The 26,583-nt window shown below is 62.8% G+C and carries 43 protein-coding genes and 1 pseudogene; 25 read left to right on the top strand and 19 right to left on the bottom strand.

Features of this window, described 5'->3' with window-relative positions; translation table 11 throughout:
* Window positions 1-74: 74 nt before the first annotated feature.
* The 19 genes and pseudogenes from RTW82_RS24780 to RTW82_RS24690 all read right to left on the bottom strand — a co-directional run bounded on the left by RTW82_RS24780 (window position 75) and on the right by RTW82_RS24690 (window position 12,836).
* Window positions 75-2,156 carry a ClpP-like prohead protease/major capsid protein fusion protein gene (locus RTW82_RS24780; protein ID WP_316926752.1) on the bottom strand — a complete coding sequence of 694 codons (2,082 nt, stop codon included), beginning with the start codon at window positions 2,154-2,156 and terminating at the stop codon, window positions 75-77.
* Window positions 2,095-3,636, bottom strand: coding sequence for a phage portal protein (locus tag RTW82_RS24775; protein ID WP_316926751.1), 1,542 nt, complete (start codon window positions 3,634-3,636; stop codon window positions 2,095-2,097). Before RTW82_RS24775 ends, RTW82_RS24780 begins: the two co-directional genes overlap by 62 nt.
* Window positions 3,633-3,869, bottom strand: a complete 237-nt coding sequence (locus RTW82_RS24770) for a primosomal replication protein PriB/PriC domain protein (RefSeq protein WP_316926750.1) — start codon at window positions 3,867-3,869, stop codon at window positions 3,633-3,635. The genes RTW82_RS24775 and RTW82_RS24770 overlap by 4 nt, the downstream gene beginning before the upstream one ends.
* Entirely contained in the window at window positions 3,860-5,848 is a 1,989-nt protein-coding gene (locus tag RTW82_RS24765; RefSeq protein ID WP_316926749.1) for a phage terminase large subunit family protein, read from the bottom strand. The genes RTW82_RS24770 and RTW82_RS24765 overlap by 10 nt, the downstream gene beginning before the upstream one ends.
* Complete coding sequence (locus RTW82_RS24760) at window positions 5,820-6,365, bottom strand: terminase small subunit (RefSeq protein ID WP_316926748.1); 546 nt, start codon at window positions 6,363-6,365, stop codon at window positions 5,820-5,822. The genes RTW82_RS24765 and RTW82_RS24760 overlap by 29 nt, the downstream gene beginning before the upstream one ends.
* A 112-nt stretch (window positions 6,366-6,477) precedes the next feature.
* Window positions 6,478-7,266 carry a hypothetical protein gene (locus RTW82_RS24755; protein ID WP_316926747.1) on the bottom strand — a complete coding sequence of 263 codons (789 nt, stop codon included), beginning with the start codon at window positions 7,264-7,266 and terminating at the stop codon, window positions 6,478-6,480.
* Window positions 7,263-7,556, bottom strand: a complete 294-nt coding sequence (locus RTW82_RS24750; protein WP_236207443.1) for a hypothetical protein — start codon at window positions 7,554-7,556, stop codon at window positions 7,263-7,265. The genes RTW82_RS24755 and RTW82_RS24750 overlap by 4 nt, the downstream gene beginning before the upstream one ends.
* 2 nt (window positions 7,557-7,558) lie before the next feature.
* On the bottom strand, window positions 7,559-7,867 hold the full coding sequence (locus tag RTW82_RS24745; protein WP_021217129.1) for a hypothetical protein: 309 nt from the start codon (window positions 7,865-7,867) through the stop codon (window positions 7,559-7,561).
* Between the two features lie 207 nt (window positions 7,868-8,074).
* Window positions 8,075-8,650, bottom strand: coding sequence for a hypothetical protein (locus RTW82_RS24740; RefSeq protein ID WP_111261794.1), 576 nt, complete (start codon window positions 8,648-8,650; stop codon window positions 8,075-8,077).
* Window positions 8,651-8,661: 11 nt separating this feature from the next.
* The gene (locus RTW82_RS24735) at window positions 8,662-8,991 is read right to left on the bottom strand and encodes a hypothetical protein (protein ID WP_316926746.1); all 330 of its coding nucleotides are present in this window, start codon (window positions 8,989-8,991) and stop codon (window positions 8,662-8,664) included.
* Window positions 8,988-9,416 (bottom strand): VRR-NUC domain-containing protein, encoded by a 429-nt coding sequence (locus tag RTW82_RS24730; RefSeq protein ID WP_316926745.1) that lies wholly within the window; start codon window positions 9,414-9,416, stop codon window positions 8,988-8,990. The genes RTW82_RS24735 and RTW82_RS24730 overlap by 4 nt, the downstream gene beginning before the upstream one ends.
* Window positions 9,406-9,699 carry a hypothetical protein gene (locus tag RTW82_RS24725; RefSeq protein WP_316926744.1) on the bottom strand — a complete coding sequence of 98 codons (294 nt, stop codon included), beginning with the start codon at window positions 9,697-9,699 and terminating at the stop codon, window positions 9,406-9,408. Before RTW82_RS24725 ends, RTW82_RS24730 begins: the two co-directional genes overlap by 11 nt.
* Before the next feature lie 5 nt (window positions 9,700-9,704).
* The gene (locus RTW82_RS24720; RefSeq protein ID WP_236247064.1) at window positions 9,705-10,064 is read right to left on the bottom strand and encodes a Ref family recombination enhancement nuclease; all 360 of its coding nucleotides are present in this window, start codon (window positions 10,062-10,064) and stop codon (window positions 9,705-9,707) included.
* Complete coding sequence (locus RTW82_RS24715) at window positions 10,061-10,288, bottom strand: hypothetical protein (RefSeq protein ID WP_316926743.1); 228 nt, start codon at window positions 10,286-10,288, stop codon at window positions 10,061-10,063. Before RTW82_RS24715 ends, RTW82_RS24720 begins: the two co-directional genes overlap by 4 nt.
* Window positions 10,281-11,060 (bottom strand): hypothetical protein, encoded by a 780-nt coding sequence (locus tag RTW82_RS24710; protein ID WP_316926742.1) that lies wholly within the window; start codon window positions 11,058-11,060, stop codon window positions 10,281-10,283. The genes RTW82_RS24715 and RTW82_RS24710 overlap by 8 nt, the downstream gene beginning before the upstream one ends.
* Window positions 11,047-11,391: a hypothetical protein gene (locus RTW82_RS24705; protein ID WP_316926770.1), complete on the bottom strand. Its 345-nt coding sequence runs from the start codon at window positions 11,389-11,391 to the stop codon at window positions 11,047-11,049. The genes RTW82_RS24710 and RTW82_RS24705 overlap by 14 nt, the downstream gene beginning before the upstream one ends.
* 405 nt (window positions 11,392-11,796) lie before the next feature.
* Window positions 11,797-11,883 (bottom strand): annotated as a pseudogene (locus RTW82_RS24700) (helix-turn-helix domain-containing protein); the annotation flags it as partial.
* A gap of 38 nt (window positions 11,884-11,921) precedes the next feature.
* Window positions 11,922-12,530, bottom strand: a complete 609-nt coding sequence (locus RTW82_RS24695; RefSeq protein ID WP_316926741.1) for a hypothetical protein — start codon at window positions 12,528-12,530, stop codon at window positions 11,922-11,924.
* Window positions 12,531-12,599: 69 nt separating this feature from the next.
* Window positions 12,600-12,836, bottom strand: a complete 237-nt coding sequence (locus RTW82_RS24690) for a transcriptional regulator (protein WP_236207435.1) — start codon at window positions 12,834-12,836, stop codon at window positions 12,600-12,602.
* A gap of 98 nt (window positions 12,837-12,934) precedes the next feature.
* Here RTW82_RS24690 and RTW82_RS24685 point away from each other — a divergent pair, with 98 nt between their 5' ends.
* From RTW82_RS24685 to RTW82_RS24565, 25 genes are all read left to right on the top strand, one after another.
* Window positions 12,935-13,603, top strand: a complete 669-nt coding sequence (locus RTW82_RS24685; protein WP_236207434.1) for a LexA family protein — start codon at window positions 12,935-12,937, stop codon at window positions 13,601-13,603.
* Window positions 13,604-13,625: 22 nt separating this feature from the next.
* Window positions 13,626-14,126 (top strand): DUF4124 domain-containing protein, encoded by a 501-nt coding sequence (locus RTW82_RS24680; RefSeq protein WP_316926740.1) that lies wholly within the window; start codon window positions 13,626-13,628, stop codon window positions 14,124-14,126.
* 163 nt (window positions 14,127-14,289) lie between these two features.
* Window positions 14,290-14,607: a type II toxin-antitoxin system RelE/ParE family toxin gene (locus RTW82_RS24675; RefSeq protein WP_043246235.1), complete on the top strand. Its 318-nt coding sequence runs from the start codon at window positions 14,290-14,292 to the stop codon at window positions 14,605-14,607.
* Between the two features lie 2 nt (window positions 14,608-14,609).
* Window positions 14,610-14,942, top strand: a complete 333-nt coding sequence (locus RTW82_RS24670; protein WP_043246237.1) for a DNA-binding protein — start codon at window positions 14,610-14,612, stop codon at window positions 14,940-14,942.
* A 306-nt stretch (window positions 14,943-15,248) separates the two neighbouring features.
* The gene (locus RTW82_RS24665) at window positions 15,249-15,494 is read left to right on the top strand and encodes a DUF1654 domain-containing protein (protein ID WP_236207432.1); all 246 of its coding nucleotides are present in this window, start codon (window positions 15,249-15,251) and stop codon (window positions 15,492-15,494) included.
* Between the two features lie 258 nt (window positions 15,495-15,752).
* The gene (locus RTW82_RS24660) at window positions 15,753-16,010 is read left to right on the top strand and encodes a hypothetical protein (RefSeq protein WP_316926739.1); all 258 of its coding nucleotides are present in this window, start codon (window positions 15,753-15,755) and stop codon (window positions 16,008-16,010) included.
* 73 nt (window positions 16,011-16,083) lie between these two features.
* Window positions 16,084-16,566, top strand: coding sequence for a hypothetical protein (locus RTW82_RS24655; RefSeq protein ID WP_316926738.1), 483 nt, complete (start codon window positions 16,084-16,086; stop codon window positions 16,564-16,566).
* A gap of 30 nt (window positions 16,567-16,596) precedes the next feature.
* Window positions 16,597-17,169: a DUF1566 domain-containing protein gene (locus RTW82_RS24650; RefSeq protein WP_316926737.1), complete on the top strand. Its 573-nt coding sequence runs from the start codon at window positions 16,597-16,599 to the stop codon at window positions 17,167-17,169.
* A 39-nt stretch (window positions 17,170-17,208) separates the two neighbouring features.
* On the top strand, window positions 17,209-17,565 hold the full coding sequence (locus RTW82_RS24645; RefSeq protein ID WP_316926736.1) for a four helix bundle protein: 357 nt from the start codon (window positions 17,209-17,211) through the stop codon (window positions 17,563-17,565).
* Window positions 17,566-17,833: 268 nt separating this feature from the next.
* On the top strand, window positions 17,834-18,949 hold the full coding sequence (locus RTW82_RS24640) for an RNA-directed DNA polymerase (RefSeq protein WP_316926735.1): 1,116 nt from the start codon (window positions 17,834-17,836) through the stop codon (window positions 18,947-18,949).
* A gap of 286 nt (window positions 18,950-19,235) precedes the next feature.
* Entirely contained in the window at window positions 19,236-19,433 is a 198-nt protein-coding gene (locus RTW82_RS24635) for a hypothetical protein (protein WP_316926734.1), read from the top strand.
* The gene (locus tag RTW82_RS24630; protein ID WP_316926733.1) at window positions 19,433-19,927 is read left to right on the top strand and encodes a hypothetical protein; all 495 of its coding nucleotides are present in this window, start codon (window positions 19,433-19,435) and stop codon (window positions 19,925-19,927) included. Before RTW82_RS24635 ends, RTW82_RS24630 begins: the two co-directional genes overlap by 1 nt.
* Before the next feature lie 2 nt (window positions 19,928-19,929).
* Window positions 19,930-20,247, top strand: coding sequence for a hypothetical protein (locus RTW82_RS24625; protein WP_316926732.1), 318 nt, complete (start codon window positions 19,930-19,932; stop codon window positions 20,245-20,247).
* Window positions 20,244-20,396: a hypothetical protein gene (locus RTW82_RS24620; RefSeq protein ID WP_316926731.1), complete on the top strand. Its 153-nt coding sequence runs from the start codon at window positions 20,244-20,246 to the stop codon at window positions 20,394-20,396. The genes RTW82_RS24625 and RTW82_RS24620 overlap by 4 nt, the downstream gene beginning before the upstream one ends.
* Before the next feature lie 71 nt (window positions 20,397-20,467).
* Window positions 20,468-21,346 carry a hypothetical protein gene (locus RTW82_RS24615; RefSeq protein WP_316926730.1) on the top strand — a complete coding sequence of 293 codons (879 nt, stop codon included), beginning with the start codon at window positions 20,468-20,470 and terminating at the stop codon, window positions 21,344-21,346.
* 61 nt (window positions 21,347-21,407) lie between these two features.
* Complete coding sequence (locus RTW82_RS24610; RefSeq protein ID WP_316926729.1) at window positions 21,408-21,734, top strand: DUF4406 domain-containing protein; 327 nt, start codon at window positions 21,408-21,410, stop codon at window positions 21,732-21,734.
* A gap of 166 nt (window positions 21,735-21,900) precedes the next feature.
* Entirely contained in the window at window positions 21,901-22,155 is a 255-nt protein-coding gene (locus RTW82_RS24605) for a DUF551 domain-containing protein (RefSeq protein ID WP_316926728.1), read from the top strand.
* A 3-nt stretch (window positions 22,156-22,158) separates the two neighbouring features.
* Window positions 22,159-22,362: a hypothetical protein gene (locus RTW82_RS24600; RefSeq protein WP_316926727.1), complete on the top strand. Its 204-nt coding sequence runs from the start codon at window positions 22,159-22,161 to the stop codon at window positions 22,360-22,362.
* The gene (locus RTW82_RS24595) at window positions 22,359-23,432 is read left to right on the top strand and encodes a hypothetical protein (protein WP_316926726.1); all 1,074 of its coding nucleotides are present in this window, start codon (window positions 22,359-22,361) and stop codon (window positions 23,430-23,432) included. Before RTW82_RS24600 ends, RTW82_RS24595 begins: the two co-directional genes overlap by 4 nt.
* Window positions 23,429-23,731, top strand: coding sequence for a hypothetical protein (locus RTW82_RS24590; RefSeq protein WP_316926725.1), 303 nt, complete (start codon window positions 23,429-23,431; stop codon window positions 23,729-23,731). The genes RTW82_RS24595 and RTW82_RS24590 overlap by 4 nt, the downstream gene beginning before the upstream one ends.
* Window positions 23,728-23,958 carry a hypothetical protein gene (locus RTW82_RS24585; protein ID WP_316926724.1) on the top strand — a complete coding sequence of 77 codons (231 nt, stop codon included), beginning with the start codon at window positions 23,728-23,730 and terminating at the stop codon, window positions 23,956-23,958. The genes RTW82_RS24590 and RTW82_RS24585 overlap by 4 nt, the downstream gene beginning before the upstream one ends.
* Window positions 23,955-24,503, top strand: a complete 549-nt coding sequence (locus RTW82_RS24580) for a hypothetical protein (RefSeq protein WP_316926723.1) — start codon at window positions 23,955-23,957, stop codon at window positions 24,501-24,503. The genes RTW82_RS24585 and RTW82_RS24580 overlap by 4 nt, the downstream gene beginning before the upstream one ends.
* Entirely contained in the window at window positions 24,503-25,312 is an 810-nt protein-coding gene (locus RTW82_RS24575) for a site-specific DNA-methyltransferase (RefSeq protein WP_316926722.1), read from the top strand. The genes RTW82_RS24580 and RTW82_RS24575 overlap by 1 nt, the downstream gene beginning before the upstream one ends.
* A gap of 68 nt (window positions 25,313-25,380) precedes the next feature.
* Window positions 25,381-25,584 carry a DUF4224 domain-containing protein gene (locus tag RTW82_RS24570; RefSeq protein WP_236247043.1) on the top strand — a complete coding sequence of 68 codons (204 nt, stop codon included), beginning with the start codon at window positions 25,381-25,383 and terminating at the stop codon, window positions 25,582-25,584.
* Window positions 25,585-25,594: 10 nt separating this feature from the next.
* On the top strand, window positions 25,595-26,575 hold the full coding sequence (locus RTW82_RS24565) for a tyrosine-type recombinase/integrase (protein ID WP_316926721.1): 981 nt from the start codon (window positions 25,595-25,597) through the stop codon (window positions 26,573-26,575).
* The last annotated feature ends 8 nt before the right edge of the window (window positions 26,576-26,583 follow it).

Raw genomic sequence — 26,583 nt, 5'->3', positions numbered from 1 at the left:
TCTTTTCTCCTGGCGCTGATGGGGCGGAAACAAAAAGCCCCGCCAAGTGCGGGGCTCTTCGGGGGTGTCGCGCCTTAGGCGCCGTTGGCTTTCTGCAAGCCGCGGAAGTCGAGCGGAGCCACGCCGGCGTCGATGCGGACCTTGGTGGCAACGCCGTCGACGGTGAAGCCCTGCTGCTGCTCCATGTACGGGGTGTCGACGCCGTTGAGGTAAGCCACCTCGATCGTGTCGGAGCCCTGCTGGGCCGCCAGATACCAGGCGGTGGCCGAAGCATCGTCCAGACGCGGCTCGCCGATCACCTCGGCGAAGTTCTGGATGGGGTTGGTCACACCGGCGTTGACCTGGGCGGTGGGCACCGAGCTGGAGTTGATCAGCTGGCGAGCCTTCGACTCCAGGGCAACAGGGGTCAGCACGTAGGCCGGGCGGATGTTCAGCGGACGAGCCGCGCCGGATTCGGTGCTGGTCTTCTGGGTGCGCATCAGCGCGCGGGCCTTGTCCAGGCTCTCGACGCTGAGCGCAGAGCCGGCGCCGGTCTGCAGGTTCTTGTGTGTGGCGGCATGGAACAGCGCGACGCCATCGGACAGGGGTTCGTTGTCGATCAGGACGCTGTAGACCAGGTCGCCGATGGTGGCCTTGGCCGCCATGCCCATCTTGCGCGGGATGTCGGTCAGCAGGTTCATGTCGTCGTTGATGATGGCCTGGCGGGTGATGCTGAAGATCTCGCCGTAGGTGGCCAGGGCGATCTGCTGGCTGTTCTCGCCGACGGTGACGTACTTGTACTCGGCCCCCTCACGGACCTGGCGCAGCGAAGGGAACTCGCCCAGGCCGATGCGCTTCACGGTCTTGAAGTCGCTCAGCTCGCCGCGCTTGGTCCACAGCTGGAAGGTTTCCTCAGCCAGGTCCCAGCCCTGCAGCATCGACTTGTTGGCCACATCCATCAGGATGATGCCGAAGTCACTGGTGGTGTGGGTGAAGGCCAGGCCCACCATCTGCATCGGGTTCAGGGTGGCTACACCCACGCCGCGATCCACCAGGGAGGCGCGGGCCAGCTCGCGCAGGCTCATGTGGTTGTAGTTGTTGCCGGCCTCGATCTCGATGTGGCCGGCGCGGGCCATCACGGAGGCGCGGACGGAGTCACCCACCAGGTTGCCGTTACCGGCATGGATGTGAGCGTTCGGGCCGGCGGTGCGGCTCGGCGGCGCAGACGGGGTGGTGCCTTCGGCCAGGGCGGTCAGCAGGCGCTGCTGCGCGGCCTGGACGGTGACGTTGCTGTCCAACAGCAGGTCGTTCATCAGGGACGCGTGAGCCTCGCCGAATTGGTTGAACACGGCGCGAATGCCTTCGCGGCGGGTGTTCTCGGCGGCCTGGAGCTGGGCGCGGATGGTGGCTTCGTCAGCACCAGCGGCCGGTGCCGGCTGGTTGGTGGGTGCCGGCGCGGCCGGCTGGGGAGCGGGCGTGGTGCCTTGCGCGCGCGGCTGGATCAGGGCTTTCAGTGCTTCGGGCATGTGGGCGAACTCCTGCATGCGTTTGGAATTGAGCTGAGCTGCCGCGGCGAGCGGCTCGGTGAGTTGGTCGGCAAAGCCGGCCTCGACGGCCTCGCGGCCAGTCATCCAGGTCTCCTCCTTGAGAAGGGCCTTGATGTCTTCTGCGGACTTCCCGGTCTTGCTGGCGTAGGCCATGACCATGGTGTCCTCGATCTTGTCGAGCAGTTCGACGTAGCGGCGCATGTCATCGGCGTCGCCGCCGGTGATGCCCCAGGGCTTGTGGATCATCATCAGCCCGTTCTCGGGGATGTAGACGGTGTCGCAGGCCATCAGGATGACGGTCGCCATCGAGGCGGCCAGGCCGTCCACGTAGCCCTCGACGCGGGCGGGGTGATGCTTCAGCAGGTTGTAGATGGCGGTGCCTTCGAACACGTCGCCGCCGGGCGAGTGCACGCGCAGGTCGATGCGCTGCAGGTCGCCCAGGGCCTTGAGGTCGCGGGCGAACTGCTGGGCCGAAATGCCCCAGGCGCCGATCTCGTCATAGAGCAGCACCTCGGCGACGCCGCGGGCAGCGGCGCGAATGCTGTACCAGCTGCCCTCCGGGTGGTGGTCATTCGTCAGCGCGGCGGCCACTGGCGCCAGCAGCATCGTCATCTTCTTGTGGCTGCCCATCGGCGCCTCCTGTGGTTTGGTCCTTCGCGTAGTACTGGTGATAGGCATCGGAGCTGAACACCAGCCCCTTCTCCCGGTTCTGCTTGATCTCGGCGGTGCGCGAGGTCTTGAGCTCCTGCGGATTGCGGCCTCGAGCGCGAGCCACTTCGGCCTCGTCGGCGAAGCCGCCCTTGACCAGGGATTCCCATGCATTGGCCTCGTGAACCGGGTTGATCCACGGCATTACCGGGCCCTGGTAGACGGCAGCCATCAGCGTCCGCAGGTCGACGTTCGGCGGAACCACCAGCACGCCGGCGGCGATGGCAAGTGGCAGCCAGGTGCGGTACACCGGGCGGCACCAGGAGTCGATGAAGTCGTGTTGAAGCTGGTCGTAACCGAGCTGCGCCTCCACCAGTTCCTGGCGCTGCGCCGAGTAGGTGCCGTCGTAGGAACGGGCGATCGTCGAGTAGGCGCTTCGGCCAGCAGCAGCCACCGCACGAAGCATCCCGTTGCGGAAGCCCTCGAGCATCGGGTTGGGCCGGTTGCTCTCGAACATGCCGATGTCTTCGCCCGGCATCAGGTCGTCGAAGACCATGCCCGGCGCAATCGGGAAGCTCCCACGGCGCTCGGGGGCGCTCTCCGGCGAATACTCAGCCGGCTCGCCCTTCTTGATGTAGAAGGCCATGGCCGCCGAGATGCGCGCGGCTATGCGCTCGCTCTCCTCGTAGTCCTTGATGTCCGCCAGACGGGTCAGAGCGGCGTGCAGCAGCGGAACGCCCCGGTTCTGACCGATCCGCTTGCGGTAGGCGATGTGGATAACGCGATCCGCCTCCACCCGCTTGGTCTGCTGGTAGATGCCACGCTGCAGGTCGCCGGGGTGGCTTTTCAGCAGGTGGAAGGCGCGAACGCGGCGCCAGGCGTCACGCTCGATGCCCTGGACGATCCCCTTTGCCTGGTCGTTGGCGTCATAGGGCAGGTAGTCCGGCTCCAGCAGCTCCAGCGCAAACGGCACCTTGGTCAGGTGGGTGTAGAAGGCCACTGGCCCCATCACCTTCTGCGCCAGGGTCTCGCCATCGCGCAGCCAGGTCCTGGCCACCAGACGCTCCATCTGTGGCCTGGTCAGCTCGCCCGAAGTCTCCGGGCGCAACGACCACTCCGCGAAGGCGCGCTTGATCTCGGCGCAGAAGTCCAGGTGCACGTCGCCGGCAATGTCGAGCACCAACGGCTCGACGCCGATACCAGCACCACCGACCACGCGTTCCTCGAGGCGGTCGAAGATGCCGGTGACGATGTCGTGATTCTCGTCCAGCCAGCGGCACTGCTCGCGGAGCGAGCGGCCGGCGGCCTGGAGTGCGGAGTCGGCGCTGCGCCCTTCCCCCTTGGCCTTATGCGTCCTACTGGGCTTGGCGGCCTCGTAGGCCTGGATGATCAGGCGATGCTTCAGGCGCTGCGCGACGAACCCGGGAGCCAGTGGCGCCAGCAGGCGATCCAGCAGGTTCACAGGAACACCGCCAGCTTGTAGGGTGAACGGCGGCCGGCTGCCGCAGCCTCCAAGCTCGACACCTTGCGCTCCCACTCCCGGCGTCCTTCCTGAATCTCGGAGAGGTCCACCATGGTGAGGGTGCGACCGCCGAAGCTGACGGTCTTGCCGTCGAGGATTTCAGCCTCGGCCGTCAGGTAGCGCGCAAGCATGTCGCGCGCCGTCTCCAGCGGGGTCTTCAGTTTCACAGCCATGGGCCGCTCCCGGTCGTGCTCAGGAAGTCGTTGTTGACTTCCTGCGCGGTCTTCTTGATGGGTTTCTTGGCGGGCTTCTTGACGACGACTTCACCGGGCACCGGCTTGGCGGATGAGCACCGGATCTTCTCCAGGTCCTCGAGATTGCAACCGAAGCGAGCCTGGCTGATGCGCAGAGCCGCCAGCGCGTACACGAAGCAGTCGAGCGCTTCGTTGCGCTTGCCGCCGGCATCCCAGCGGAGCTCCCGTTTCCCCTTGACCATCACTGCCTTCTTCTTCTCGGCGGTGATCTGCTTGAGCTCGTCCTCGTCGCAGATGTCGTCGTTCAGCGGGAAGTGCACGCAGCCAGGGGTGGAAACCCACGGGATGGGCACGTCGATACGCAGGCGGCTGTAGATCAGCTCCTTCGCGTTGTCGGTGCCGACTTCGGTCTTGTAGACCTTGTTCTTTCGGCGCTTGGGGAAGTTGGCGATCGGCTTCCCGTAAGTGCTCGCTCCGAAGATCGGAATTACCCAGCGCGGGCCATGCTTGGCACTGTCTGCGGCAACTTCATCGGCGTAGTGACCGCCGGCGTCCCAGCACCAGCGCTCGACGCGCATGATGGTGCCGTCGTCCCGGGTGAACTGCCGATGCAGTTCCAGCGCCAGCTTGCGCCGCAACTCCTCGCTCGCCGGGTCGCCGGTGAGGATGACGCGGTGCACGAGCCAGGACTCTTCGCCCAGCCCCCACGCCCACACTCGAACCTCGTACCTGTCGTCCTGGGTGTCGATCCCGCCGGTCAGCACCAGCGCCTGAGCCGGCACCGTTGCGTAGACTTCGCGGCGGCCGTAGAGCGCTTCCCAGCCAACCTTCGGCCCCTGGTCGTCGTCCCAGGTCTCGCCCCGGGTGGTGTTCATGAAGGTGATCAGCTTCTCGCGGTCACCCTTCACCTTCAGCCACTCGTCCACCAGCTTCAGCCAGGTTGACCAGGTGCTGTAAATCGCCCAGCAGTGAAAGCTCACGGAGCGGGGAGTACGGATCGGCGCGTCGACCTTGTCGAACCAGTCCATGGCGTCACGGGTCCAGACGCCGGTCTCGCTGCAGATCCAGCGGCCGCTCTTCGAGGCCTCGACCATCTCGTGATGGAAGAAGATCGCCGTGCACTTCTCGCAGACGTACCAGGCCTTGGTGGCCTCGTTGAGTTCGTTCTTCTCCCACTTCAGGCCGTGCTCGCAGTCCTTGCCGCCGAACTTAAGCGTCTGCTCATGCCGGCAGTGCGGGCACTCGATGTAGAAGCTGAGCTGGTACGGGGACTCCTCGGCAGCCTTGGTGATCTGGCATGTGCCGGCCTTCTTCGGCGTCGAGCCTCGGATGGATTTCGGGTAGACGGCGCCATCCAGGCGCTTATCTCCAAGCGTGACCGGGTCGCCCTCCCCCTCGATGTCGGCATCGAAGTTCGACAGCTCGTCGTAGATCACCTCGTCGGCGCTCTTCTCGCGGTAGTTGCGCGAGGCCTTGCCGCCGCGAATCCACAGCGTCCGCCGGTTGGTGAAGATCTTCTGGTCTAGGGTGTTGTCGCTGTGCTTGAAGCCGAACCAGGGTGCGAGCTCGCCGATCACGGCTACGTCGCGGATCAGGCCGTTGACGTGACTCTTGCTGATGTCCTCCGCGTCCGGGTCGGACGGGCTCCACATCATCACGTTGCGGCGCTTGTGCTGGATCTTGTAGCCGATGTTCGCCAGCAGCAGCTTGGTGTAACCGATGCGCGCCGACTTCTTGAAGTTGACGACGCGGATCAGGTCGTTGCCCATCGCATTGAGGATGGCCACCTGAAACGGGGCGGTCGCCCAGACGCCCTCGTTGTAGGAGGACTCGGCCGACATGTAGAAATGCTTGTCCGCCCACTCGACTGCAGTAAGCGGCGGTTCCTTGTAGAGAGCCTGGAGACCGAGGTCGCACGCGTCCTGCAGATTACTCAGCCATGGACTCAAGGTACTCATCGAGAATATCCGGAATGTGCTCGCCGAACTTGGCGGCGACGTTGCGCGCCAGGGCTAGCTCCCGCTCGATAGAGTCGAGGACCCGGGGTTCCACCTCCGGGTGTTGCCGGCTGATGGACTTGGCCACGGTTTCCAGTTTCGATCCGATCTGCGCAGCAATCCTGGCGAGCGCGAAGGTCATGAAGGGCACAGGCACCAGCTGCTTGGCGCGGACCTGGTTCTTGTCCTCCTGAGCGATTGCCTGGGCCCTGGTGAGTCGAAGGCGTTCTTGGGTCAGTTTCATCTCCGCGAACGGATCGAGATCTTCTGGAAGGCCACCCTCAGGTTGTTGTTTCCGTGCCGCGTGTTCGATGCGGTTTTGCACCACATCTTGCACGCGATAGAACGCCTCTCGACCCTCGCGCAGGACGGGTTGAACTCCCCATTTATCAAAGGCTTGCGGAGAAATCCCCAGGCTCGAAGCCATGTCGGATTTGTTCAACCATCCGCGCTGCTTGGTTGTTTCGTTTTTGGCCATGACTAAACAACAACCAACCTGTGATTTTTGGTCATACATGTTTGGCGCGCGGGGCTCGAATTACCCTCATAGGCCACCCCCTCAGGGAGGACCCAAGACCCATAGGGCCAGCCTATGGACGCCGGGTGGCCAGGGCCTGTGCCATCGCGAGTTCGAACTGGCGTGGCAGCTCGCGCTGAGCCGTTCGCTCTGCAATCTCGAAGAAGTCGAGGGTCTTGCGATAGCGCGGCGTGCGCCCGGCGAAGGCCAGCACCACACGCAACCCTGACCTGCCAGTGCCTGTACGCTCAGCCACAGCGAATGGCTCACGCTTGGCGTTGTGCATGACGAAGTACCGCTTGGCGTTGCCCTTGGCCCTGCTGCGCTTGCTTCCTGTGGCGTTGGCGCTGTAGCCCTCCTCAGTGAAGAGCGAGGCGCCGGAAATGATCTTGTTCAGCGTGCCCTTGGGGATGTTGCCGTAGGCATCCAGCTCCATCCGATTCCCCGGGACAATGTATTGACCCTGCTTCAGCACGCCCTTGCGCCTGAGCATCTTCTCGATGCCCTTGTCGTTGCGAGGGCCGCCGTAGATCTCAGGGGTCAGCCAGGCGGATGCAGCCCTCCCCTTACCCCATGCACCTTCACGCCCAACCACACTGCCCTTACCGTTCACGCTGCGGCCATCCTTGATCCATACCCGCGCCTCGAGCTTCTGCTTGGTGGCGGATTGGATGTAGAGGCTGTTGAGCGTGGCAGGCGTAGGCCTGTCGAACACCACACCCATCTCGGCGCGGATGTCCTCGGCCACCACTTGGGCGGTACGCGTCAGGGCGAGAGCAGTGGCGAACGGGAGCTGGTTGCGCTCCAGGTCCGTGAGCCGAGCCATAGCCTGCTCGAGGCCAGTCGGCTTGACCGTGATCACCGCTGCCGGCGCTCGACGCCTGACCACCCCCACTCATCGCGGAAGATGTGCCGGCGCTTCACGAACGCGAAGAGCAGCAGTCCCGAATGCACCAGGGCGCTGTAGGGGTCGAAGTGCCAGGTCTTGATGGTGACGACCAGGCCGCCGAACGCACCGATGGCCACCAGATAGAACGACAGGCACAGCACAGGATGCTCGTACACGCTCACGGCGCGCAGGTAATCCAGCGCAGCCAGTACGACCAGGATGCACAACAGTGCAGCTAGGCCGATCAGCAGGGAGTTGATCATGGTCAGGTGCCTCTGGTGGGCGTGAACCGCTCCGCCGCAGCCTTGATGGCCGGGATGATGTTCATCGCCAGCAGGCCGATCAGGAAGGCCACGCCGTTGCGGGAGTCGGCGTCTGCCGGAAGCCCGAAGTAGTTGATGACGAAGTGAGTGGTGAAGACAGCAGAGCCGAAGCCGGTAAGAACGGCCAGGCCAGCCTCCTTGCGAGTGAGCCCCTTCAGGAAGCTCAGCGAGAGCACGGCGCCAGCGAAGCCGGCGATCGCGACGCCATACTTGGCGAATACCGCACCCGCCGCAGTCGACGTCGGTTCCATAGGTCTCTCCATGAATAAAAGGCCCCGGGCGGGGCAAGGGCGCTGCTGCTGATGAGGGGAGCAGCGCAGAGCAAGATGGGGCGCTATGCGCCAGAAACGAAAAAGCCCCGGCGGGATGGCCAGGGCTTTGTCGGAGTCGGTCCTCGCAACGCGTAAGATCGACAGGATGGGTTTAATATCGCTCATGCGCTCACGGGTTGCAACCCACTACGCAGCTTCCGTGAACAGCACCCCTTCTGCCTCCAGAATCTCACCTGCGGCGATGAGCGCCTCCTCCACCATCTCATCCAGACGCTTGCGGACATCTCCCCTCCAGCGCCGGCGAGTTTGCTCGGGCCTGGCGTCCAGATCCCAAGTGTTCATGTCGTAGAAGCTCTTGGGCAGCACGATCATGTCGCACGAGCGCTTACCATCCACGCCTTTCATTTGCGGGATGGCCCATGCCGTCACCGCCTTCTGAACGAACAGCTTCGGCGCGTGGCTCGGGATCAGCGGGCAGAGCCGCCCGATAGCAGCCACCTTCCTTCCCTTGTGGGTTCCGTACCGAGCTGCCAGTACATCCCAGTGCCTGGGCTTGAGCTGGCTGTGCAGGCGGGCAAATACCCAGCAGTCCACGTCGGTGCGGTTCAGGCCAGCCCCATCGGTGCCCATCAGTGTGGCGAAGTCGTGTCCATCCTCATGGCCAGGCCTGTAGAGCTTCTGCCATGCCTGTTTGGCCGTGTTGTCGATCGTCTCAGCCGCGAGAGCGGAAACCACCGCAGCGAGTACTGATGCGTAAACCATGGTCTTCCCCCTTAATCTCCGGTCCAGTTGCCGCCGCCGATCCCGGCGGGGTTCCTCTTTCCTCTGTAATCCTCGTGCGGGCCGCCCTTGCTCTGCTGGCTGCCTTCAAGCTGCGCCAGCCGGCGGTCCCTCTGGTTGAGGCGAAGGCGCAGTTGCAGCACCAACACCTCGGCGGGCAGTGCCTCGCCTGTTTCCTTGCTCACCATCCCCGACGCGCCGCAGGTGTTGCACTTGAGGTCGTGAAACAGGCCTTTGGTCCACCCCTTCCCAGCGCAATCGGGGCAGGCCGCCAGGTCGATAACCTCCAGCCTCCTCCCTGGCCCGTGACGCTTCGGGATCACCCCTTCACCGCCCGGGTGGGCGGCATGGCCATGTAGCAGTTGATGACCTCGATCGCCTCGTTGATCCCTCGGCACACCAGGGCCATGTACCCCTGCAGCTCTACGCTCATCAGGTACGACTGCTGGCTCTCGGTCACCGGCGAGTCGTGGGGCGGGGTTGCCTTGAATTCGATGTAAAGGCCGAAGTAGCCGCCCCTAGCCATCGGCAGCACGATGTCGCTGACGCCGGCCTTCACGCCCTGCCCCTTCAGCTTCGCGGCGACGGCCTTGACGCGATGGCCGCCGTTAGGAACGTGATAGGCCAGCTTGAAAGCCTGCGGGTGCTGGAGGGCCAGCCACTTGAACAAGGAGGCCTGCTCCTTCCCCTCGTAGTCCACGGAGGGGCGGCGGAAGGCATGGGTCGACACCAGGCGCTTACCCGACATGAACCACCTCCCGCGCCAGCTCGCGCTCGATCCACTTGGCGGCGCCCAGGGCGCTGGGGAAGGTGCCGAACGATCTGCCATCAGCTGTCCGTGTCCGGTAGATCCAGCAGGGGAATCCGTCCTGGTTGCCGAACTCGGCGATCACCGCATGGCCGTTCTTCTCGTGCCGGTACTGCTGCACATGCACCCAGCCCATCTCCACCAGCTCCGGGTAGTGCATCTTCAGGTTCAGCGTGTAGCCGTCAGGGTGCCGGTTGTGGGTGCGCGGGCTGATCCCGCTCATGCGCCTCACGCCATCACCTCGTCGCCATCCAGCCAGGCCAGGAAGCCGGCGGGGATGTCGTGCCCTTCGGTGGCGAGGATCTTGGCGCATTCGGCGAGGAGGTCGTCCTCTCGACCGTAGCGCGCTACGAATCGCGCTTTGTTGTGATGTAGCGCGACACCTTCGCCGCCAGTCTGGTGGTGCGGCCCGCACAAGGGGATGACGTTCCAGTGCGCGCCACGCTTTGTGCGCCCGTCGATGTGGTGGATGCTGCAGTGGGTGTTGCCCAGGCGCCCGTCCTTGCGGCAGGCGATGCAGCCGACCTCGCTCACCAGCTTGTCGTGCCAGCGCTTCTGTTCGGCGGTTACTGCTCTTCCCTGCATCATGCCGGCACCGCCTGGGCTTCCTTGTGAGCCTGGATCAGGGCCTCAATGTCATCGCGCTCGTTGGTGTAGGCGAACGGAGCGATGCCGCCAGGCGCCGAAACCGTGTAGCGGTTGTTCGGCAGCCGGCACAGCGCAACGGTGTAGCCGCACTCAGTGATCCAGCAGTCGTTGATCGGCTTGTTGTCCCGGTCGCGTTTCTGGCGCCAGCGCAGCTTGTCAGACATGGTCCGCTCCTTGTGCCTGGGCCATCAGCTCTGCGTGCCGGGCCTTCAGGCGTTCGTCGTATTGGGTGAGTTCTTCGCGGCGCGCCTTGGCGCGGGCGCCCTTCTGTTCGGCCAGGGATTGCTTCAGGCCCATGAGCCGCTCGCGGAGCTGGGGGGATGGGTTTCCAGTGCGGCCGGTGAGCAGTCCGGCAATAGCGGCACCGTCCTGGCTTACTGGCACGCCTTGTTCGCGCAGGTCGGCGAGCAACTGCTGGCCAACCGGAGCAGGTAGGCGCTGCAGCAGTACTGCCTGCTCGACTGCCATGGCGCGGCGCTGCAGGTCGTAGCCGATGGAGAGCGACCAGTTAACCGGATTGCCTTCGCGGCGCGCTGTCTCCACCAGGCGGTCGTAGGCGCTGAGGAACGACATCCGGGCGCCGACCTTGTCGCGCATATCCAGGCTGGGTTTGGCCACCTGCAGCGCTGCCAGGATCTCCTCGGTCAGCATCACTGACTCGAACTCGTCGGAGGCGGCCAGGGCGATGGACCAGGCTTCGTCCCGACCTGGGCGACCATCAGCGGCCTGTACACGCTGAAGGATCGCGCCGATGGTGAGCTTGCCTGTCAGCTCCCTGCGGCAAGCCTGCAGCGCAGCGGCCACCACCTGCTCCGGGTAGCCCTTGAGGTCGTCGACCATCATCAGGCCTGCGGCCTGGGTCAGCTCCTGCCCCATGGCCTCAGCGGTGGCGAACAGCGACACCAGCAGCTGGTCTTCCTGGTCAGGCGTGAGCATTGGCCGCCCTCCTCTCGCGCTGGACCTGCAGGGCGGCCTGGGCGGCGCTCAGGTTGGCCTGGGTCTTCTCAGCCTGCTGGGCAGTGCGCCCGGTTACCTGGGTCTGGGTTGCCCAGGCGGTGCGGTAGGCCTCGGCCTTGGCCAGCAGCTGGCCGAACTCGTGGTAGCTGCGGATCAGGTAGGCGTCGTTGATCCCGACGAAGTAGGCGGCCACCGCCGGGGCTTCCTCGGCGCCGAGGCGCTTCAGCAGGTCGCCGACCTGGGCGTTGACCTTGGCGTTGCGCACCGGCTTGGCGTTGTAGCGCTGCAGGTAGGCCTCGGAGTAGGCCATCCAGATCGCCCTGCAGGCTTCCTGGCGAGCTAGCTCCGCTTCCTGGCTCTGAGCCTTGGTCGGCCGCTTGGCTTTCCGCTGGCCGGCCGGGACGGTCGGCAAAGAGGATTGCGGTTCTTCTGACGGTTCTCTTTTGGTTCTATTACGGTTCTGGGTGCAGCTGCTGCGGGGGTGGGGTGCACCATCTGCGGGGGTGGGGTGCATATCCTGCGGAGGTGTCCCCGCATCTGCTGCGGGGGTGCATTTGGTGCGGGGGTGCAGCTGCTGCGGGGGTGCATATGCTTCGGGGGTCACGGTGTATATGGTGGAGCGCCCAGTGCGGTCACTGGTGGCCAGGGCCCCTACGCTGCACAGCCACTTGATCGCCCCCTGCACCGCACGCTCCGACAGGCAGGTGCGCAACGAGATGTTCGACACCGAAGGCCAGCACACCCCTTCGTCGTTGGCGTTGTCCGCCAGCGATATCAGCACCGCCTTCTGGGTGGCGGTCATCCCCTGCAGCGGCCAGCAGGCCGACATGATCACGGTACTCACGGCACGGACCTCAGGGCAGGCTGCTTGCTGCCAAGCACGTTCTCAGCCGCGCGCCTCAACTGGCAGCAGCGGCTCTCGGCGGCCAGCAGCACCTCGATCATCGCGGGGAGGTTCGGCAGGTCTCGCTCATCGATCAGCCCATCGGCCAGCACATGGCCGCAGGCCTCCACGGTGGAACCCATGCGGGTCACCAGTTGGCCGAACGCGGTCACGGGGCAGGCATCGCCACCCAGCTCCCGCACCGCCAGCAGGCCGTAACGGCTGGCCAGCTCCTGCAGGCAGCGCTCGCGGTATTCGGGTTCGAGGGCTTCGACCCAGGCCTCTTCCAGCCAGGCCGGGAAATCCACGGAGCGATCCAGCCAGCGCTGCACGCGCTTCAGCCAGTTGGCGGCATCCCGCATGTACTTGGCGCCGTCAATTGAGGTATCGCGCAGGTCCGGCACCTTCTTGGCGTCGACCTGGTCGCCCATGGTCTCCAGCAGGATGGTGTTCAGCGCATGTGCGAAGTGGTCGGTCGAGAACGACGTGCGTGCGATCTGCTCTTGGGCGTGCGCAATCAGCACCTGGTCCCGGCTGCAGTTCTGTCGCGGTTTGGACAGTGTCATCTTGCTCTCCTGCTCTTATCGTGGAGCCATGAACGAACACGACCCCATCTTCGGTATCCCTGATAGTCGCTACGCGACTTGCGCCTTGCCGCTCTGGCGCAGGTACGCCCAGTCGACGTCCGGCCGCATCTCTTCGCAGGAGACGGCGGCGCTGGATTCGCGCTCGATGTTTATCGCCAGTGCCGGATTGGCCTGGCGGTGGCCGTAAGCGATCTGCTTCAGCTGGCCGGCGGATGTGTCGCAACGGCTGGCGAAAACCTCCAGCTCATCCTTCCGCAGCGCCTTGATGTAGTCGTGCAAGGTCATGGGCACCTCCTATGTGCAGCCAGATTAGCAACTGCTAATTGCACCAGCAATAGCAAACCGTAATTTACTGTTTGCTAACAGCCGGACAGACTTTGGAAATGGACATTCACCAACTGCGCATCAGCGCTTTGCGCCGGCTCATTGGCTCGGCGTCACTCAAGGAATTCGCGGACCAGCACGATCTGGATTCCTCGTATCTATCGCAGATCCTCAATGGCCATCGGAACCTTGGCGAGCGTGCCGCGGCGAACATGGAAACCAAGATCGGATGCGCCGCGGGAACCCTTGTTGCGCCAGCGGCGGCTCAGAACTCAGTCGGCAATGAGGGGCTGAGCAATGTCTCCCCTGCTTCTCAGCCAAGCCGCTACTACCGCTTCCCTGTGGTCAGCAGCGTGGTAGCTGGTGGTTGGGGCGACGCGATCCAAGCTTACGAGCCAGGCGCTGAAGATCGCTTCGAGAAGACGGATACCAAGGTGAAGGGCCCGGCGTTCTGGCTGGAGGTGGAGGGCGACTCGATGACCTCCCTTTCCGGACCCAGCATCCCCGAAGGCATGCTGATCCTCGTCGATACCGGCATCGAGCCGCAGCCAGGCCACCTGGTGGTCGCCAAGCTTGATACCGAAGAGAAATCCACATTCAAGAAGCTGGTCCAGGACGGCGGAAAGCTGTACCTGAAGCCGCTGAATACCGGCTACAACCCCATCGAGATCAACGGCAACTGCCGGATCATCGGAGTGGTGCGCGAAGCGAAGATGAAGCTGCTTTAAGGGAAGCCGACAGGGAGGTCGCATGAAGCTGCAGGTACTGCTTTCTGGCGTGTTGGCAGTGATGGTGATGCACGGCGCCCAGGCCGCCATCTACAAGTGCCCAGGCGCTAACGGGAAGATCATCTTTTCTGATCGGCCTTGCGACGGGGCTCAAGCAAGCCCGGCCCATGAAATTCAGGTCGATACATATGAGGTCGGAGGCCAGCTCGCTACGGAGAAGCAGGTCAAGGAGCAACAGCGGCGAGCAGCTCAGCCAAGCTCCTCTGGACGGTCCTTTAGTTCGGGCGGCACCTACTCGGTCTGCCGGCAGTTCTCTAGCACAGAGCTTCGGACGATGGTCATCCGTAACCAGGTAGTCATAGGAATGCCAACAGGCTCAGCTCGTTCGGCATGGGGCTCCCCCAGCAGGGTGAATGGCAACCAGTACGCCTACCACTGGGCCAGCGGCGGATCATCCTACTTCTATGACGAAGGCGGATGTGTGAAGGCTGTACAGGGCGGCTTCGGCGGGAAGGCATCGTGACCATCCACGCCAGGGTGCTGCTGATCTGGAATGCGAAGAAGGCTTGAATGAGTCAAGCGCAACGGTTGACAGAGCCGGTATCGCGTATCGACGGTGTATAGCTTTTCTACAAATCGATGAAATCTTTTAATTAGCCAACTGTCCGTTAAAAGGTACAATTTGAATGTACGAAGTGAATCACGCCCATACCGACAACGGCGTTGACCTTTACCAGGCATGGCTTGATTCGCTACGTGATACCAAGGCAAAGGCGCGAATCACCACTCGTGTGGAGCGTGCGGCGCAGGGAAATTTCGGTGACTCTGAGCCGGTTGGCGAAGGGGTTTCCGAGCTGAAATTTCACTTTGGCCCTGGCTATCGCGTCTATTACGTCATTTCCGGCGGCGAGATTCTTCTTTTGCTGGGCGGCGGTACAAAGCAACGACAACAGAACGATATAGAGCAGGCCATCCAGATCTGGAGGGCCATAAAGGGTGACTGACGATGAAAAGCGTAAGCAACCACGAGGACAGTGTCCTTGAGATGCTGCGCAATGACGAGGACTTCGCGCTGGAGTATCTCGTAGCAGCTCTCGAAGAGATCGATGAAGAGGGTGGCGAGGCCGTGTTCCTGAACGCAGTCCGAAGAATTATTGAGGCCCGCGGCGGCTTCCAGAAGGTATCTCAGGATACCGGTCTAAATCGCGGCAACCTCTACAGGCAGTTTGCGGCAGGCGGAAACCCAGGGCTACTGACCCTGACAAAGGTGCTTTCATCTGTTGGCCTTGGCCTATCCAAGGTCGTGACTCACAGCCAGGAAGACCATCAGGCCGCTTGATGCCTTGTCTACAAGCCCCGACCAGTGCGGGGCTTTTTCATTCTGGTCTACCCTTCCAACACCTGCTGAAGGGGGCGGGTCGAAAAGCTGCAGGTCATTCGCCCCTGCCTGGCTCCGCTCCCCCTTCGCTGTGTCGTCCCGCCCAAGTACGAGTTCAGGGACTGGCGCGAGACCGTGCTCGCGCCAGAGCGCGACTGAACCCGACTGAAAACTTTACACACCTACCAAGGTAGGAAGCCGCCCAGGTATTGAAAGGCCATCGCCTGCCGAAATACTGTATGCATATACAGCCAAGGAGCAGTAGCAATGGCAGAAGAAGCGCTTCAGCGCCCGGAGCAGAGCAGCTATTACCACCTCACCCGCCGTGTTCAGCTCCTGCTGAGCACTCCGCGCGCCCAGGTCGAGCACCAGGCCGTGATCTACCGCGAGCCCTGCGACAGCACTTCCGACTGGGATCGCCTCCTCGAAGAAATCCGCGACACCGAGGGCGTAGCCCTCACCCACCGCCCCGACGGCAGCATCCATGTTGCCTGGTTCAGCAACAACTGCTGAGCCGCGTGGATTCACCTCCCAAAAGAAAATTAGCATTTGCTATTGCGCGAATAATTAGCAGTTGCTAATTTGTAGTCACGCCAGCAGAACACCGCCGGCCAGCCCGAAAGGGCGCCGCTCTTTAACAACCAGCGCCATGAACAGCTAGCCGCACAGCGGCGAGGCAGCCCCGGCCACTACCCGTGGGGCGACAGAAAGTCGGGTGGACACCATCAACAGCAGAACGCATTGCCTCTGCGGCGACCGGTGATCAGACAGGTGCTGAGGAAAACACCTGCCAACGCGATGGCGACCCCGCGGGGCGACCAGAGACGGCTGATCAAGGGCTCTACCCGACTGAGAGAACGACCTGCACGCAATGCGCACCGCCAGCCGGCGGCAATAGGCACCCCATCAACCGGCTACAGCAACAGTAGTGCCAAGGGCCACATGGAGGAACAAGCCATGTACCGGAATCTGAACGCCTTTATGGGCTTCTATCTGGGCTTTGCCATGGTGCTGATCGTTGCGCTGTAGCGGGAGGCATCACTTCAGCCAGTTCCCCAGAGCTGGCTGCGGGATGTAGCCCAACACCGACAAGGAAACCGCAATGACCATCACCGAAATCAAAGCAGCAGACCTTCCCGCTATCGGCCAAGCCTTGGCTGACGGCATCTTCGCAAACCGCTACTGGCTCAACGGTCTGGAGTACGCCCTGGTTGATCTGGGCAAGGATCGCGAGTTCTCCGGCGAATGGGGCGAGTACGGCCAGGACGTCGAAGGCGCCCAGTCCTACCGCGACGGCGCTGCAAACACCATCGCCATGGCCGAGGCCGGAAGCCCCATCGCCAAGCTGGCCCTGGAGATCGGTGAGGGGATATTCATCCCCTCAGCCCTGGAGCTGGCAGCCCTGTACGCGGCCAAGCAGGCCGGTGAGATCGAGGGCTTCCAGGATCGCTGGTACTGGTCGAGTTCGCAGTCCTCGTCCCTCACCGCCTTCCTCACGGGCTTCGCCGTCGGCTTCACGGGCTGCACCGACAAGGGCGACGAGTTTCGCGTCCGCGCCGTCCGCAAGATTCTCATCCTTCAGTAATCCGCTCCTTCATTCCTTTTTGGAGTCGCCATGAGCCTCATTACCATCAATGCCAATGGGACCACCATTACCACCAGCGACCACCAGTTCGCCACGTATGCGATGGCCCTTCTCGAAGATCAGCAAGACCAGGTCGCACCGTCCGATATCCCGCCCATCGGCGCCGAGTGGCCCATGCAAGGCGGAATCAACGGCGGACTGCTCCGGGGTCGCGACGGGCAGCCGGACTACTACCTGATCTTCGCCAAGGCCGACGCATCGGACCTCAAGTGGGGCGGATACGGTAACGACTCCGAGGCCACCAGCAACTGGGATGGCCTGGTGAACACCAAAGCCCTGATCGAAGAAGGTGGCCATCCTGCAGCCGAGTACGCAGCTTCCGTCGAAGCTGATGGACATGCCGACTTCTACCTGCCCTCCCAGGCCGAGCTGATGCTGGGGTGGGTGAACGTGCCGGAGCTGTTCAGCAAGACTTGGCACTGGAGCAGTACGCAGTACTCGTCCACCACCGCCTTCGGCACGCTCTTCACCGACGGCTACACGGGCAACTACGGCAAGAGCCTCGAGTTTCGCGTCCGCGCCGTCCGCAGATTCATTCGTTAATCCATTCATTCGGTCAGGAGCGACCGCAAGGAGGCCAGGATGGCCATGCACACCGAACTGCAGATCCACAAGGCAGCCGAAGACCTGCTCGGCCTGACTCTCGATCTCGTGCGCAATATCCCGCGAGACCTGAAGCAGGTCATTGGCTCAAAGCTGCGTGACGAGGCCCTGCAGATCATGGTGCTGATCGGGCGCGCCAACATGGCGAAGGACAAGGTTCCTCACCTGAACCAGTTGCTGGAAAGCATCTGGATGATGAACTACCTGCTCCGCGCCCTGGCGCACCGCCGCTTCATCAGCCTCAAGCAACACGCCTCTGCGATGCAGCTCACCGCCTCAATTGGAAAACAGGCAAACGCCTGGAAAGGGAAATTCGCAACCGCGCCCGCTGCGTGATGGCTACGGCTATCACGCCTGAGCGCTGAATCTGGTCTTGCCGCTGCCTTTGGGCACCGCCATGCGCACCACGGAAACCACCAGAGCTTCTGGCAGGTCCGGCGCAGTTTCTCGGCTGAGCACTCGGCCGGGCGACGTAGATAGCAAGGCATGTCGCAGTACTCGTCCAACAACGCCTTCAACACGAACTTCACCGACGGCAACACGAACAACAACGACAAGAACAACGAGTTTCGCGTCCGCGCCGTCCGCAGATGCAGGTGTTGCGATGTTTCCTTTCGAAGAATTGGTCCAGGCCTATTACGACTGCCGCCGGCACAAGAGCAACACTGCCAGCGCGCTGAAGTTCGCGGAAGGCCTGGAAGAAAACCTACTGACCCTCTACGAGGATTTGGAGGCAGGCGCATACATCCCAGGGAAGTCGATCTGCTTCGTCGTCACCAGGCCAAAGGCCAGAGAGGTGTGGGCGGCAGACTTCCGGGATCGCATCGTTCACCACCTGCTCTACAACCGCATTGGCCCAGGGATCGAGCGCAGCTTCGTAGCGGACAGCTGTGCCTGTATACCCGAGCGCGGCACGCTGTACGCCGCAAGGCGCCTTGAGCACAAGATCAGAAGCGCCACGCAGAACTGGTCCAGGCCAGTGTTCTACCTGAAGTGCGACCTGGCCAACTTCTTCGTCAGCATCGACAAGCGCGTGCTGGCGACGCAGTTGGCCAGGAGAATCGAAGAGCCTTGGTGGCGGCAGCTAGCGCTAAAGGTGCTGATGCACGAACCTCGCGAGAACTACGAGGTGCGCAGCCCGCGCCATCTCTTCGCGAGAGTGCCGCAGCACAAGCGCCTCGTTGCGCAACCTGCTCACCTGGGTCTGCCCATCGGCAACCTGAGTAGCCAGTTCTTCGCCAACGTCTTCCTGGACGCGCTGGACCAGTTCGTGAAGCGCCAACTTCGGTGCCGCCACTACATCCGATACGTCGACGACTTCCTGTTGCTGCACGAATCACCGCGGCAACTGAACGAGTGGCTCGCACAGATCGAGGAGTTCCTACCGAGCCTGGGTGTGAAGCTGAACCCCAAGAAGACCATCCTCCAGCCCGTTGATCGAGGCGTCGATTTCGTCGGGCACGTGATCAAGCCATGGCGGCGCACCACCAGGAAGAAGTCGGTGGCGCAGGCCCTTCGCCGAGTCGCAACGGTACCTGAGGAAGAACTGCTGGAGACCGCCAACAGCTACTTCGGCCTACTGAGGCAGGCCGGCAGCAGCGAGAAGGACAGGGCCGCCCTGGCGCGCATCCTTCTCAAACGGGGCCGCATCGTTGACGGCGGCCTGACCAAGACTTACCGGAAAGCTTTCGCAGGCGAGTCCGGGGCCAGGAATGGCTAGTCCAGATGCAAGCAGGGAAGCGCCTGCCGCCTGCACCTATTCCCCGAACCGACACGGGGCTCCACCGCGCAACGCATGACGCCGCGCGCGGGGCAACAACGAGAGCACGAGCGGCACCGGTACCCAGGTGCAACTGCGGAGGGATTGGCCATGAAGTAGACGAACACAGGTACGGAGGCAGGGCTGCCCAGCATCGCTGGCCAGCCCTTTTTGTTGAGTCCATACGCCGCCGGCCATGCCGGATAGGCCTTGCGGAAGTGTCTGCTTCCGGTGAGGCCGGCGACCTATGCACGCAACCAAGGAGAACGACATGCAGCAGCGCCAGCACCAGGCCGACGAAGTCGAAGAGTTCGCCGGCAAGAACATCCGCGAAGCCGCAGCCATCGCCGAGCGCTATGGCTACACCAGGCCCGTCTTCACCGAGCGCCTCGGCAGCCTCTGGGTGCTCGGCTACAAGCGCCACCAGGCGCAGCAGGTGGTGTGATGCTCTCCACTGGATGCATTCGCAACCACCAGCAGCAGGTGGCCATGCTGGGCAGCGCAGCGGGCATAGACCCCGACCGATTCCCGCGCCGATATGCCCTGGCCAAGGCCCGAGGCGAGCTGAAGAAGCACCTCAAGGACCAGTCCCTGGCCGACCGCCAGCCGACCCCGCAGGAGCGGCGCTACGAGGAGGCCATGGCCAAGCTGCCCAAGATCCGCGAACTGGCGGCGCGCTACACCGTCACTACCGTGGCGGAGATGGTGGGGATCGACAGGAAGCGCCTGGCGCTGTTCGCCCTGGACCACGGCATCGAGTTCCAGGACGGCCGGAACAACTCCCACCTGGAGCGCTACAAGGTGCACAGGGAAAAACTGCAGGCTTACCTGGCCATCGGCCTGACCCGCCTTGAAGCCCGCCGGGCATCTCGCCTCACCGATGGCGTGTTCCTCAGGGTCTGCAAGCACTTCAACATCGTGTTCCCGGAGAAGCGCTGACCATGGCCAAGACCAGCCAGCAACGATCAGCCGACGCAGCAGCGCGGCGCAAGGAGCGCGGCGAGGTTGAGCTCCGGCACCGCGTGCGGCCAGGCATCCTGTCGATGCTGCGGGACCTCATGAGCTGGGGTGGCCTCAGCGAGATAGCCGAGTGCATCCAGCTGCTGATCATGAACATCCATTCACTCGGGCCTGAGGGTGCTAAGCGGTTCCTGGCCGTGCCGCGCCACGAAATCACCATCACGGATAACGTAGCGCGCCATCTCAATCAGGCCGGCGCCGCTGAGGCCGCACGACTCAACGCGCTGGAGGATCAATGAAGCGGAACCTCTGGTTCGACCTCGGGATGATCATCTTCATGGTGGTCGTCTACTGGCTCTGGACGATGTACCAAGGCCAGTGCGAAGAGTTCGGCGGAACCCTTGTCCGGGGCGCCGGCACCTGGGAATGCATCATCACCCACCGCTAGACCTTACCCCCTCCCATACCCACCCCATCCATCCGCACCAGCGGAATGGAGTTGGACGACCTGGAGAAAGCATGAACCCCTATCGCATTACTGGGCCTGCGCAGATCGGTCTCAGCGGCGGGCGTACGTCTGGGAAAATGATGCATGACATCCTCGACGCGCATGACGGCAAGCTGCCGCCCGATGTGATCGTGACCTTCCAGAACACTGGCAAGGAAGATGACCGCACCCTGGTCTTCATCAACGAGATGGACAAGCGCTGGGGCTTGGGGGTGGTTTACCTGGAGTACGACCGAGTGTACGGGCAGCCGAAGGACAAGCCCTGGTTCAAGGTCGTCGACTTCGAGACGGCATCCCGCAACGGTGAGCCGTTCGACATGATGCTTGCGTACTTCGCTGAGTATCGCCGGGTAGAAAAAGGCCTCCCGCCCATCCTCCCCAACTTCTCGAACAACCTGTGCACCGGGCACCTGAAGATCCGGGTGACTGAGAAATACATGCGCTCGCTTGGATACGACGAGTGGGATTGCATCATCGGGATTCGCCGTGACGAGCCGCGGCGTTATCACAAGATGATGGCAGCAAACGCCAAGGGCAATTCGCGGTGGGAGAGTATTTGCCCACCATACGAAGCAGGCGTTACGAAGGACGACGTGGCGGAGTTCTGGAGCCGTCAGCCCTTCGATCTCGGCATCGACTCTGACCTCGGCAACTGCGACCTGTGCTGGAAGAAGTCCGAAGACAAGATCTACCGGGCGATCATCGAAGACCCTTCCAGAGTTCTCTGGTGGTCCGGCACCGAAGAAAAGTTCGCCCAGGTATTCCGCCAGGATCGACCGAAGTACGCCCATATGGGGTGGTACGCCGAACGCATGGCCACCCAGGAATCCTTCGACTTCGAGCAGGCCGGCCTCGTTACTGAGAATATCGACTGCTTCTGCGGCGACTGACGCCACAGCCTAACCCACCCCATCCCAACCTACTCTGCGCACTGCGCTGGAGGGATACACCATGCGCCGAATCTACCTGGCCGGCCCTATGACTGGGCTCCCCGAGTTCAACTTCCCGCTGTTCGATGCCGAAGCTGCTCGCCTGCGCAGCCTGGGCTATGACGTGGTCAACCCCGCAGAGCACGGCATCATCGATGGCTACGAGTGGGCGGACTACATGAAGCTGGATATCCCCCAGCTCATCACCTGCGACACCGTTGCCCTGCTCCCAGGCTGGCACCAGTCCAAGGGCGTGCGACTGGAACACCACATCGCCTGCGAGCTCGGGATCATCCGCATCAACGCCGCTGACATCCGGGAACCTGCCCGGGAGGCGGTGCCGGCATGAGCGAGAAATGGGAGCGCTTCTTCGCTTGGCGCCCGATCCGCGTAGGCCGTCGCATCGCATGGCTTCGATTCATGGAGCGCTCTTGGTGCCACTTCCAGGCGCTAAACGATGACCCCGGGCTTCAGCCACCGACCCGCATCTATCGATTCCCCGGGAGGGATTAGCCATGACCGGCCTCTCCGAATCCGCCGTGCAGCGGCGCAAAGACGGCTGGATCAAGTGCAGTGAGCGTATGCCTGAGGCTGGCGTGACTGTTGATATCTGGTCACGGAAGCACGCCCAGCGCCTGGCCAACTACCAGCTTGTGCGCAACTACGGCGGCAAGCAGGGAAACGACTTCTTCGAACCCGTTTACAGCGGCTACTCCTGCATCCGCGATGCAAGCCACTGGATGCCCCTTCCTGAAGAACCGGAGGACTGAGCCATGTTCACCGACGGCGCAAGAAAGCTCCAGACCGATGCCCTGGCCAGAAACGCACCCCGCTACCTCCACCTTCCCACCAATCGCCGCTACCTCGTCATCACCGACAAAGGCGATTCCTGCGATCTGCAGGGCGTAGACATGCGAACCATCCCGGTCAGTAAAGAAACTCTGGCCGATCACAATGTTTGGGAGAGACTTCCATGACCGAGCAAGTTAACTGGGCCGATGCCCCGGATGGCGCGGAGGCATACCTGCCGCACAGCAAGGAGCAGTACTTTTCGTGGCTCAAGAAGGACCCAGTTACAGGGTGCACCATGATCTTCGTGCCAGGCGTGCTTCAAGCCTGGACCGAAATGGGCGGCCGGCGTGACTACCCGTACGGGCACGTCCTCCGTCCTGCCACCCCTCCCGCCGCGCAGGTGCAGGGGGAGCAGCCATCGTATGGATGGCGAAAGGAGGCCCTGGCGTTTGTGGGAGTGGCTGAGGCGGGTGCCTTTGCGGACCTGCGGGCAGCAGTCAAAACGGCAGCGATGATTATTCAAGGGCTGCTGAATGACGACACCGTGCAGTTGATCCGCGAGCACCGCATTGCCCTGACCCCAGAGTATGAGGGCCAGTGGCACGCCGAGCTGTATGGCGACGACGGCGTTGCCCAAAAATATGCCGAGGGCGCAACGCCTGATGAAGCAGTGCGAGCAGTTCTGAGCAGTACCGCGCTCACTCCTACTCATATCGAGGATGGGGAAGAGGTGGATGTAACAGACGCTATGCTCGAAAAAGCCATGAATGCACGTATGCCCGGTGGGGCCCCGGCATGGGTGTGGCTGTTCAACTGCGAAGGCGGTCAACAGCCGGAAGACAAACACAAAGACTGGTTTCGAATCGTGCTCCGCGCCGCGCTCTCCGCCCCGCCTGCTGCTGGGGTGCCGGAGGGGTGGAAACTCATCCCTGCGCAGCCCAACGAGGCGATGCTGAACCAGATCAGCCCGATATCCGGCAAGGAAGAGCGCCTGCCGTACTGGTGGTATCAGGCGCTGATCAAGTCCGCCCCCACCCCGCCTGCATCCGAACAGCAGCAGGCTGTCGAGGCGCCGGAGCCGTTCATGTTCGTCAAGCTGCACGCGGGCGACGTGATGGACTGGACCCAGGACCCCAGCCTCGCTGAGTACTGGGCGGAGGAAGGTGACACCGTTGCCGAACTGTATTCGGGGCACGACCTGCGCCTGAACCCGAACCTGCAGCCGGCAGCGCCGAGCCAAGGGGAATCCGAATGAAGGCTCATCCACTGGAAGTCGAAAGCGTCGGCAGCGACACCTACATCGTCATGAGTCGCGGCCATCACAACCTCGACGAGTTCATGCGCGAGGCGGTCAATCAGTACCCGGGCTGGCAGCTGGGCGGCCCGGTCCACAAGTGGGTCAAGTCGGTGCCTGATCGCTCTGGTGAATTCGCTATGCGCTACGAGTTCGTGAAGGAAGGAGCGCGCGGCGCCTGGCCGGCAACGTACTGCTGGGAATACGGCGAGGACTGGCAGCGCTACAACACCACCCCGCCCCAGGAGAACGACCTGTGAAGACCCACTTCTCTTACGACGACGAGATAGAGCAGGCCCAATGCGGCACTTGGCTGGGCGGCTTCAGCAGTACGTCCTCTGACTGGGCCCAGGTTGATTGCGGCGCGTGCCTGAAGCAGAAGGCCAAGATCATCGCAATCCACAACACCGAAGAGGCCGCCATCGTCGCGCAGATGGGTGACATGGCTGACTTCATGCGCAACCAGCCCCAGGAGGACGACCGATGAGCGATGTGAAGCGATTCCTGGCTCCTACAAATGACACATGCGACATGGACAGCTATCAGCAGGTTGTGCTGGCAGCCGACTACGACGCTCTGCTGGCTTCACATGAACAGGCATGGAAGGCGGCAAATAGCGAATGCCAGGACTGGGCGCGAGAGTACGAAAAACGCCGAGCCGCAGAGGCCGAGCGCGACCAGCTCCGCGCCGAGCTCGCCGCGATCAGGGGGCAGGAAGTCATCGGGCGCGTTCATCACAACGAAGAGCACGCGGAGCCGGTGCGCGCTGTTCTGAACAGCATCGGCCGAGAGCTGCCCGACAATGCGCCGCTCTACGCCCTCCCACCCCAGCAGCCCGACGCGGTAAGCGTGCCGAGGGAGTGGTCCGAGGCGGTGAAGGAGTTTTTCGACGCCAAGCAGGCGAAGGAGGACTTCGAGCGCGAGAACCCTGGAAACTCGACGAAGCGGTGGGATGCATGCCTCTACCGCATTGAGGCGGCAGAAGACGTACTGCGCTCCCTCTCCACCCGCCAGGCTGAGGAGGGGGAGTGATGGGTAGATTCCAGCTAATCCGGGGGGATTGCCTGGAGGTGATGAAGGGGATCGCAGACGCCTCGGTCGATTTGATCCTGGCAGACCTACCCTACGGCACCACCAAGTGCTCCTGGGATTCCGTCATACCTCTGGAGCCGATGTGGGAGCAGTACCTGCGGATCGCCAAACCGAATGCAGCCATTGTCCTCTGCGCCGCTCAGCCGTTCACCTCAATGCTGGTGGCCAGCCGACCTGACCTGTTCCGCTATGAGTGGATCTGGGAGAAGGGGAACGCCACCGGCTTCCTCAACGCGAAGAAGCAGCCACTGCGGGCGCACGAATCTGCGCTGGTGTTCTACCGGAAGCAGCCTGTTTACAACCCGCAGATGACCTCGGGGCATGCTCGCAAGACGTCGACCCGCGCGCAACGCTCTGAGGTCTACGGTCAGGCCGGGGAGGTGACCAGCTATGACTCCACGGAGCGCTATCCGCGAACAGTTCAGTTCTTCTCCAGCGACAAGCAGAAGTCCAGCTACCACCCCACACAGAAGCCTGTCGCCTGGATGGAATTCCTGGTTCGCACCTACACCAATCCAGGGATGCTGGTCCTCGACAACACCTGCGGGAGCGGTACCAGTGGTGTGGCGGCCATGCAATGCGGCTGCGACTACATCGGCATCGACAAGGACTGCGGGGAGGATGGAGAGCCGCTTGGCTATCTGGATACAGCCCTGCATCGCATCCTTGAGTCAGTACCGGAAGAGCAGGGAAACGCTCTAACTGGATGCAATACGCAACTCCTTCAGCAGCAAACACTGCAGCTGTAAATCCCCCCCCACCTTACAACTCCCCTACCCCACCACAGCCTGCCGGATACCGGCGGGGAGGTATCGTCATGTTCATGACACCTGAAGAAGTGGCCGACCTGACGGGGCGGTCCCGCGCCAGCGCGCAAATACGCTGGCTCGATGATCATCGTTTCGGATATGTGATAGGTGCTGACGGGCGCCCGAAGGTTCTTCGAGACGTAGTGCTTGCCAGGCTGGGGGCTTCCCAGCAGCAGAAGAAGGAGCCCCGGCTGCGTCTGACGGGGTCGTGAGGAGGGGGACATGCGTCCAAGGAAGAAGGATCGGCACCTGCCGGCGTGCATGTACCACAAGCACGGGGCGTACTACCTGGTGAAGGGAGGGAAGTGGTTGCGGCTGGGCGAGGACTACCAGGCGTCATTACTTGAGTACGCCCGGAAAACCTCACAGGCGGCCCTGGGCGGTATGCCGGAGCTCATCGACAGGGCTCTTGCACACCACTTCAAGGTCAAGCGCCTGGCCGCCAACACGGTGGCGCAGTATGAAGCCGCAGCAGAGCGACTGAAGGACATATTCGCGGAGTTCGAGCCAAGACAGGTCATGCCGAAGCACATCGCCGCGGTGAAGGTGGATCTCGCCGGCACCCCGAACATGTGCAACCGCATCCTTTCCGTCGCCCGTATCGTGTTCAGTTACGCCCTGGAGTGGGGTGAGGTCGATTCAAACCCCTGCGTGGGGGTCCGGCGCCACGAGGAGGCACGGCGCGACCGGTACATCACCGACGCAGAGTTCTCGGCCATCCTGGCCGCCTGCAGCCCCTATGTGCGCAACATACTGGAGATGGCCTACCTTACCGGCCAGCGCATCAGCGACGTGATCAGCATCCACCTGTCGGACATCTCGGAGGAGGGTGTGGCGTTCGTGCAGCAGAAGACGGGGGCCAAGTTGGTCGTGGCCATGACCCACGACCTCGAAGAGGTGATTGCTCGAGCCAAGGCTCTGCCAAGGAAGGTGCGCACGCTCACTTTGTTCTGCGCCCGCGCCGGCAGGCCGGTGTCCTACCACACGATCAAGGAAGCATTTGCGCTGGCGAGGGAAAAGGCGGGCGTGCCTGATGTGACCATCCACGACATCCGCGCGAAGTCCCTGACAGATGCCGATGCCGAGGGTAAAAACGCCCAGGCGCTGGGCGGCCATAGCGACCCGAGAATGACCGCACGATATCTACGCGGGCGGTTGCCGAAGATCGCTCAGGCCCCGACAATGCCTGTCAAAGTGCGCTGAGTATTAGA

Source organism: Pseudomonas sp. zfem005 (genome assembly GCF_032621735.1).
Classification (GTDB): domain Bacteria; phylum Pseudomonadota; class Gammaproteobacteria; order Pseudomonadales; family Pseudomonadaceae; genus Metapseudomonas; species Metapseudomonas solani.
This window is presented reverse-complemented; position numbering and strand designations above follow the sequence as displayed.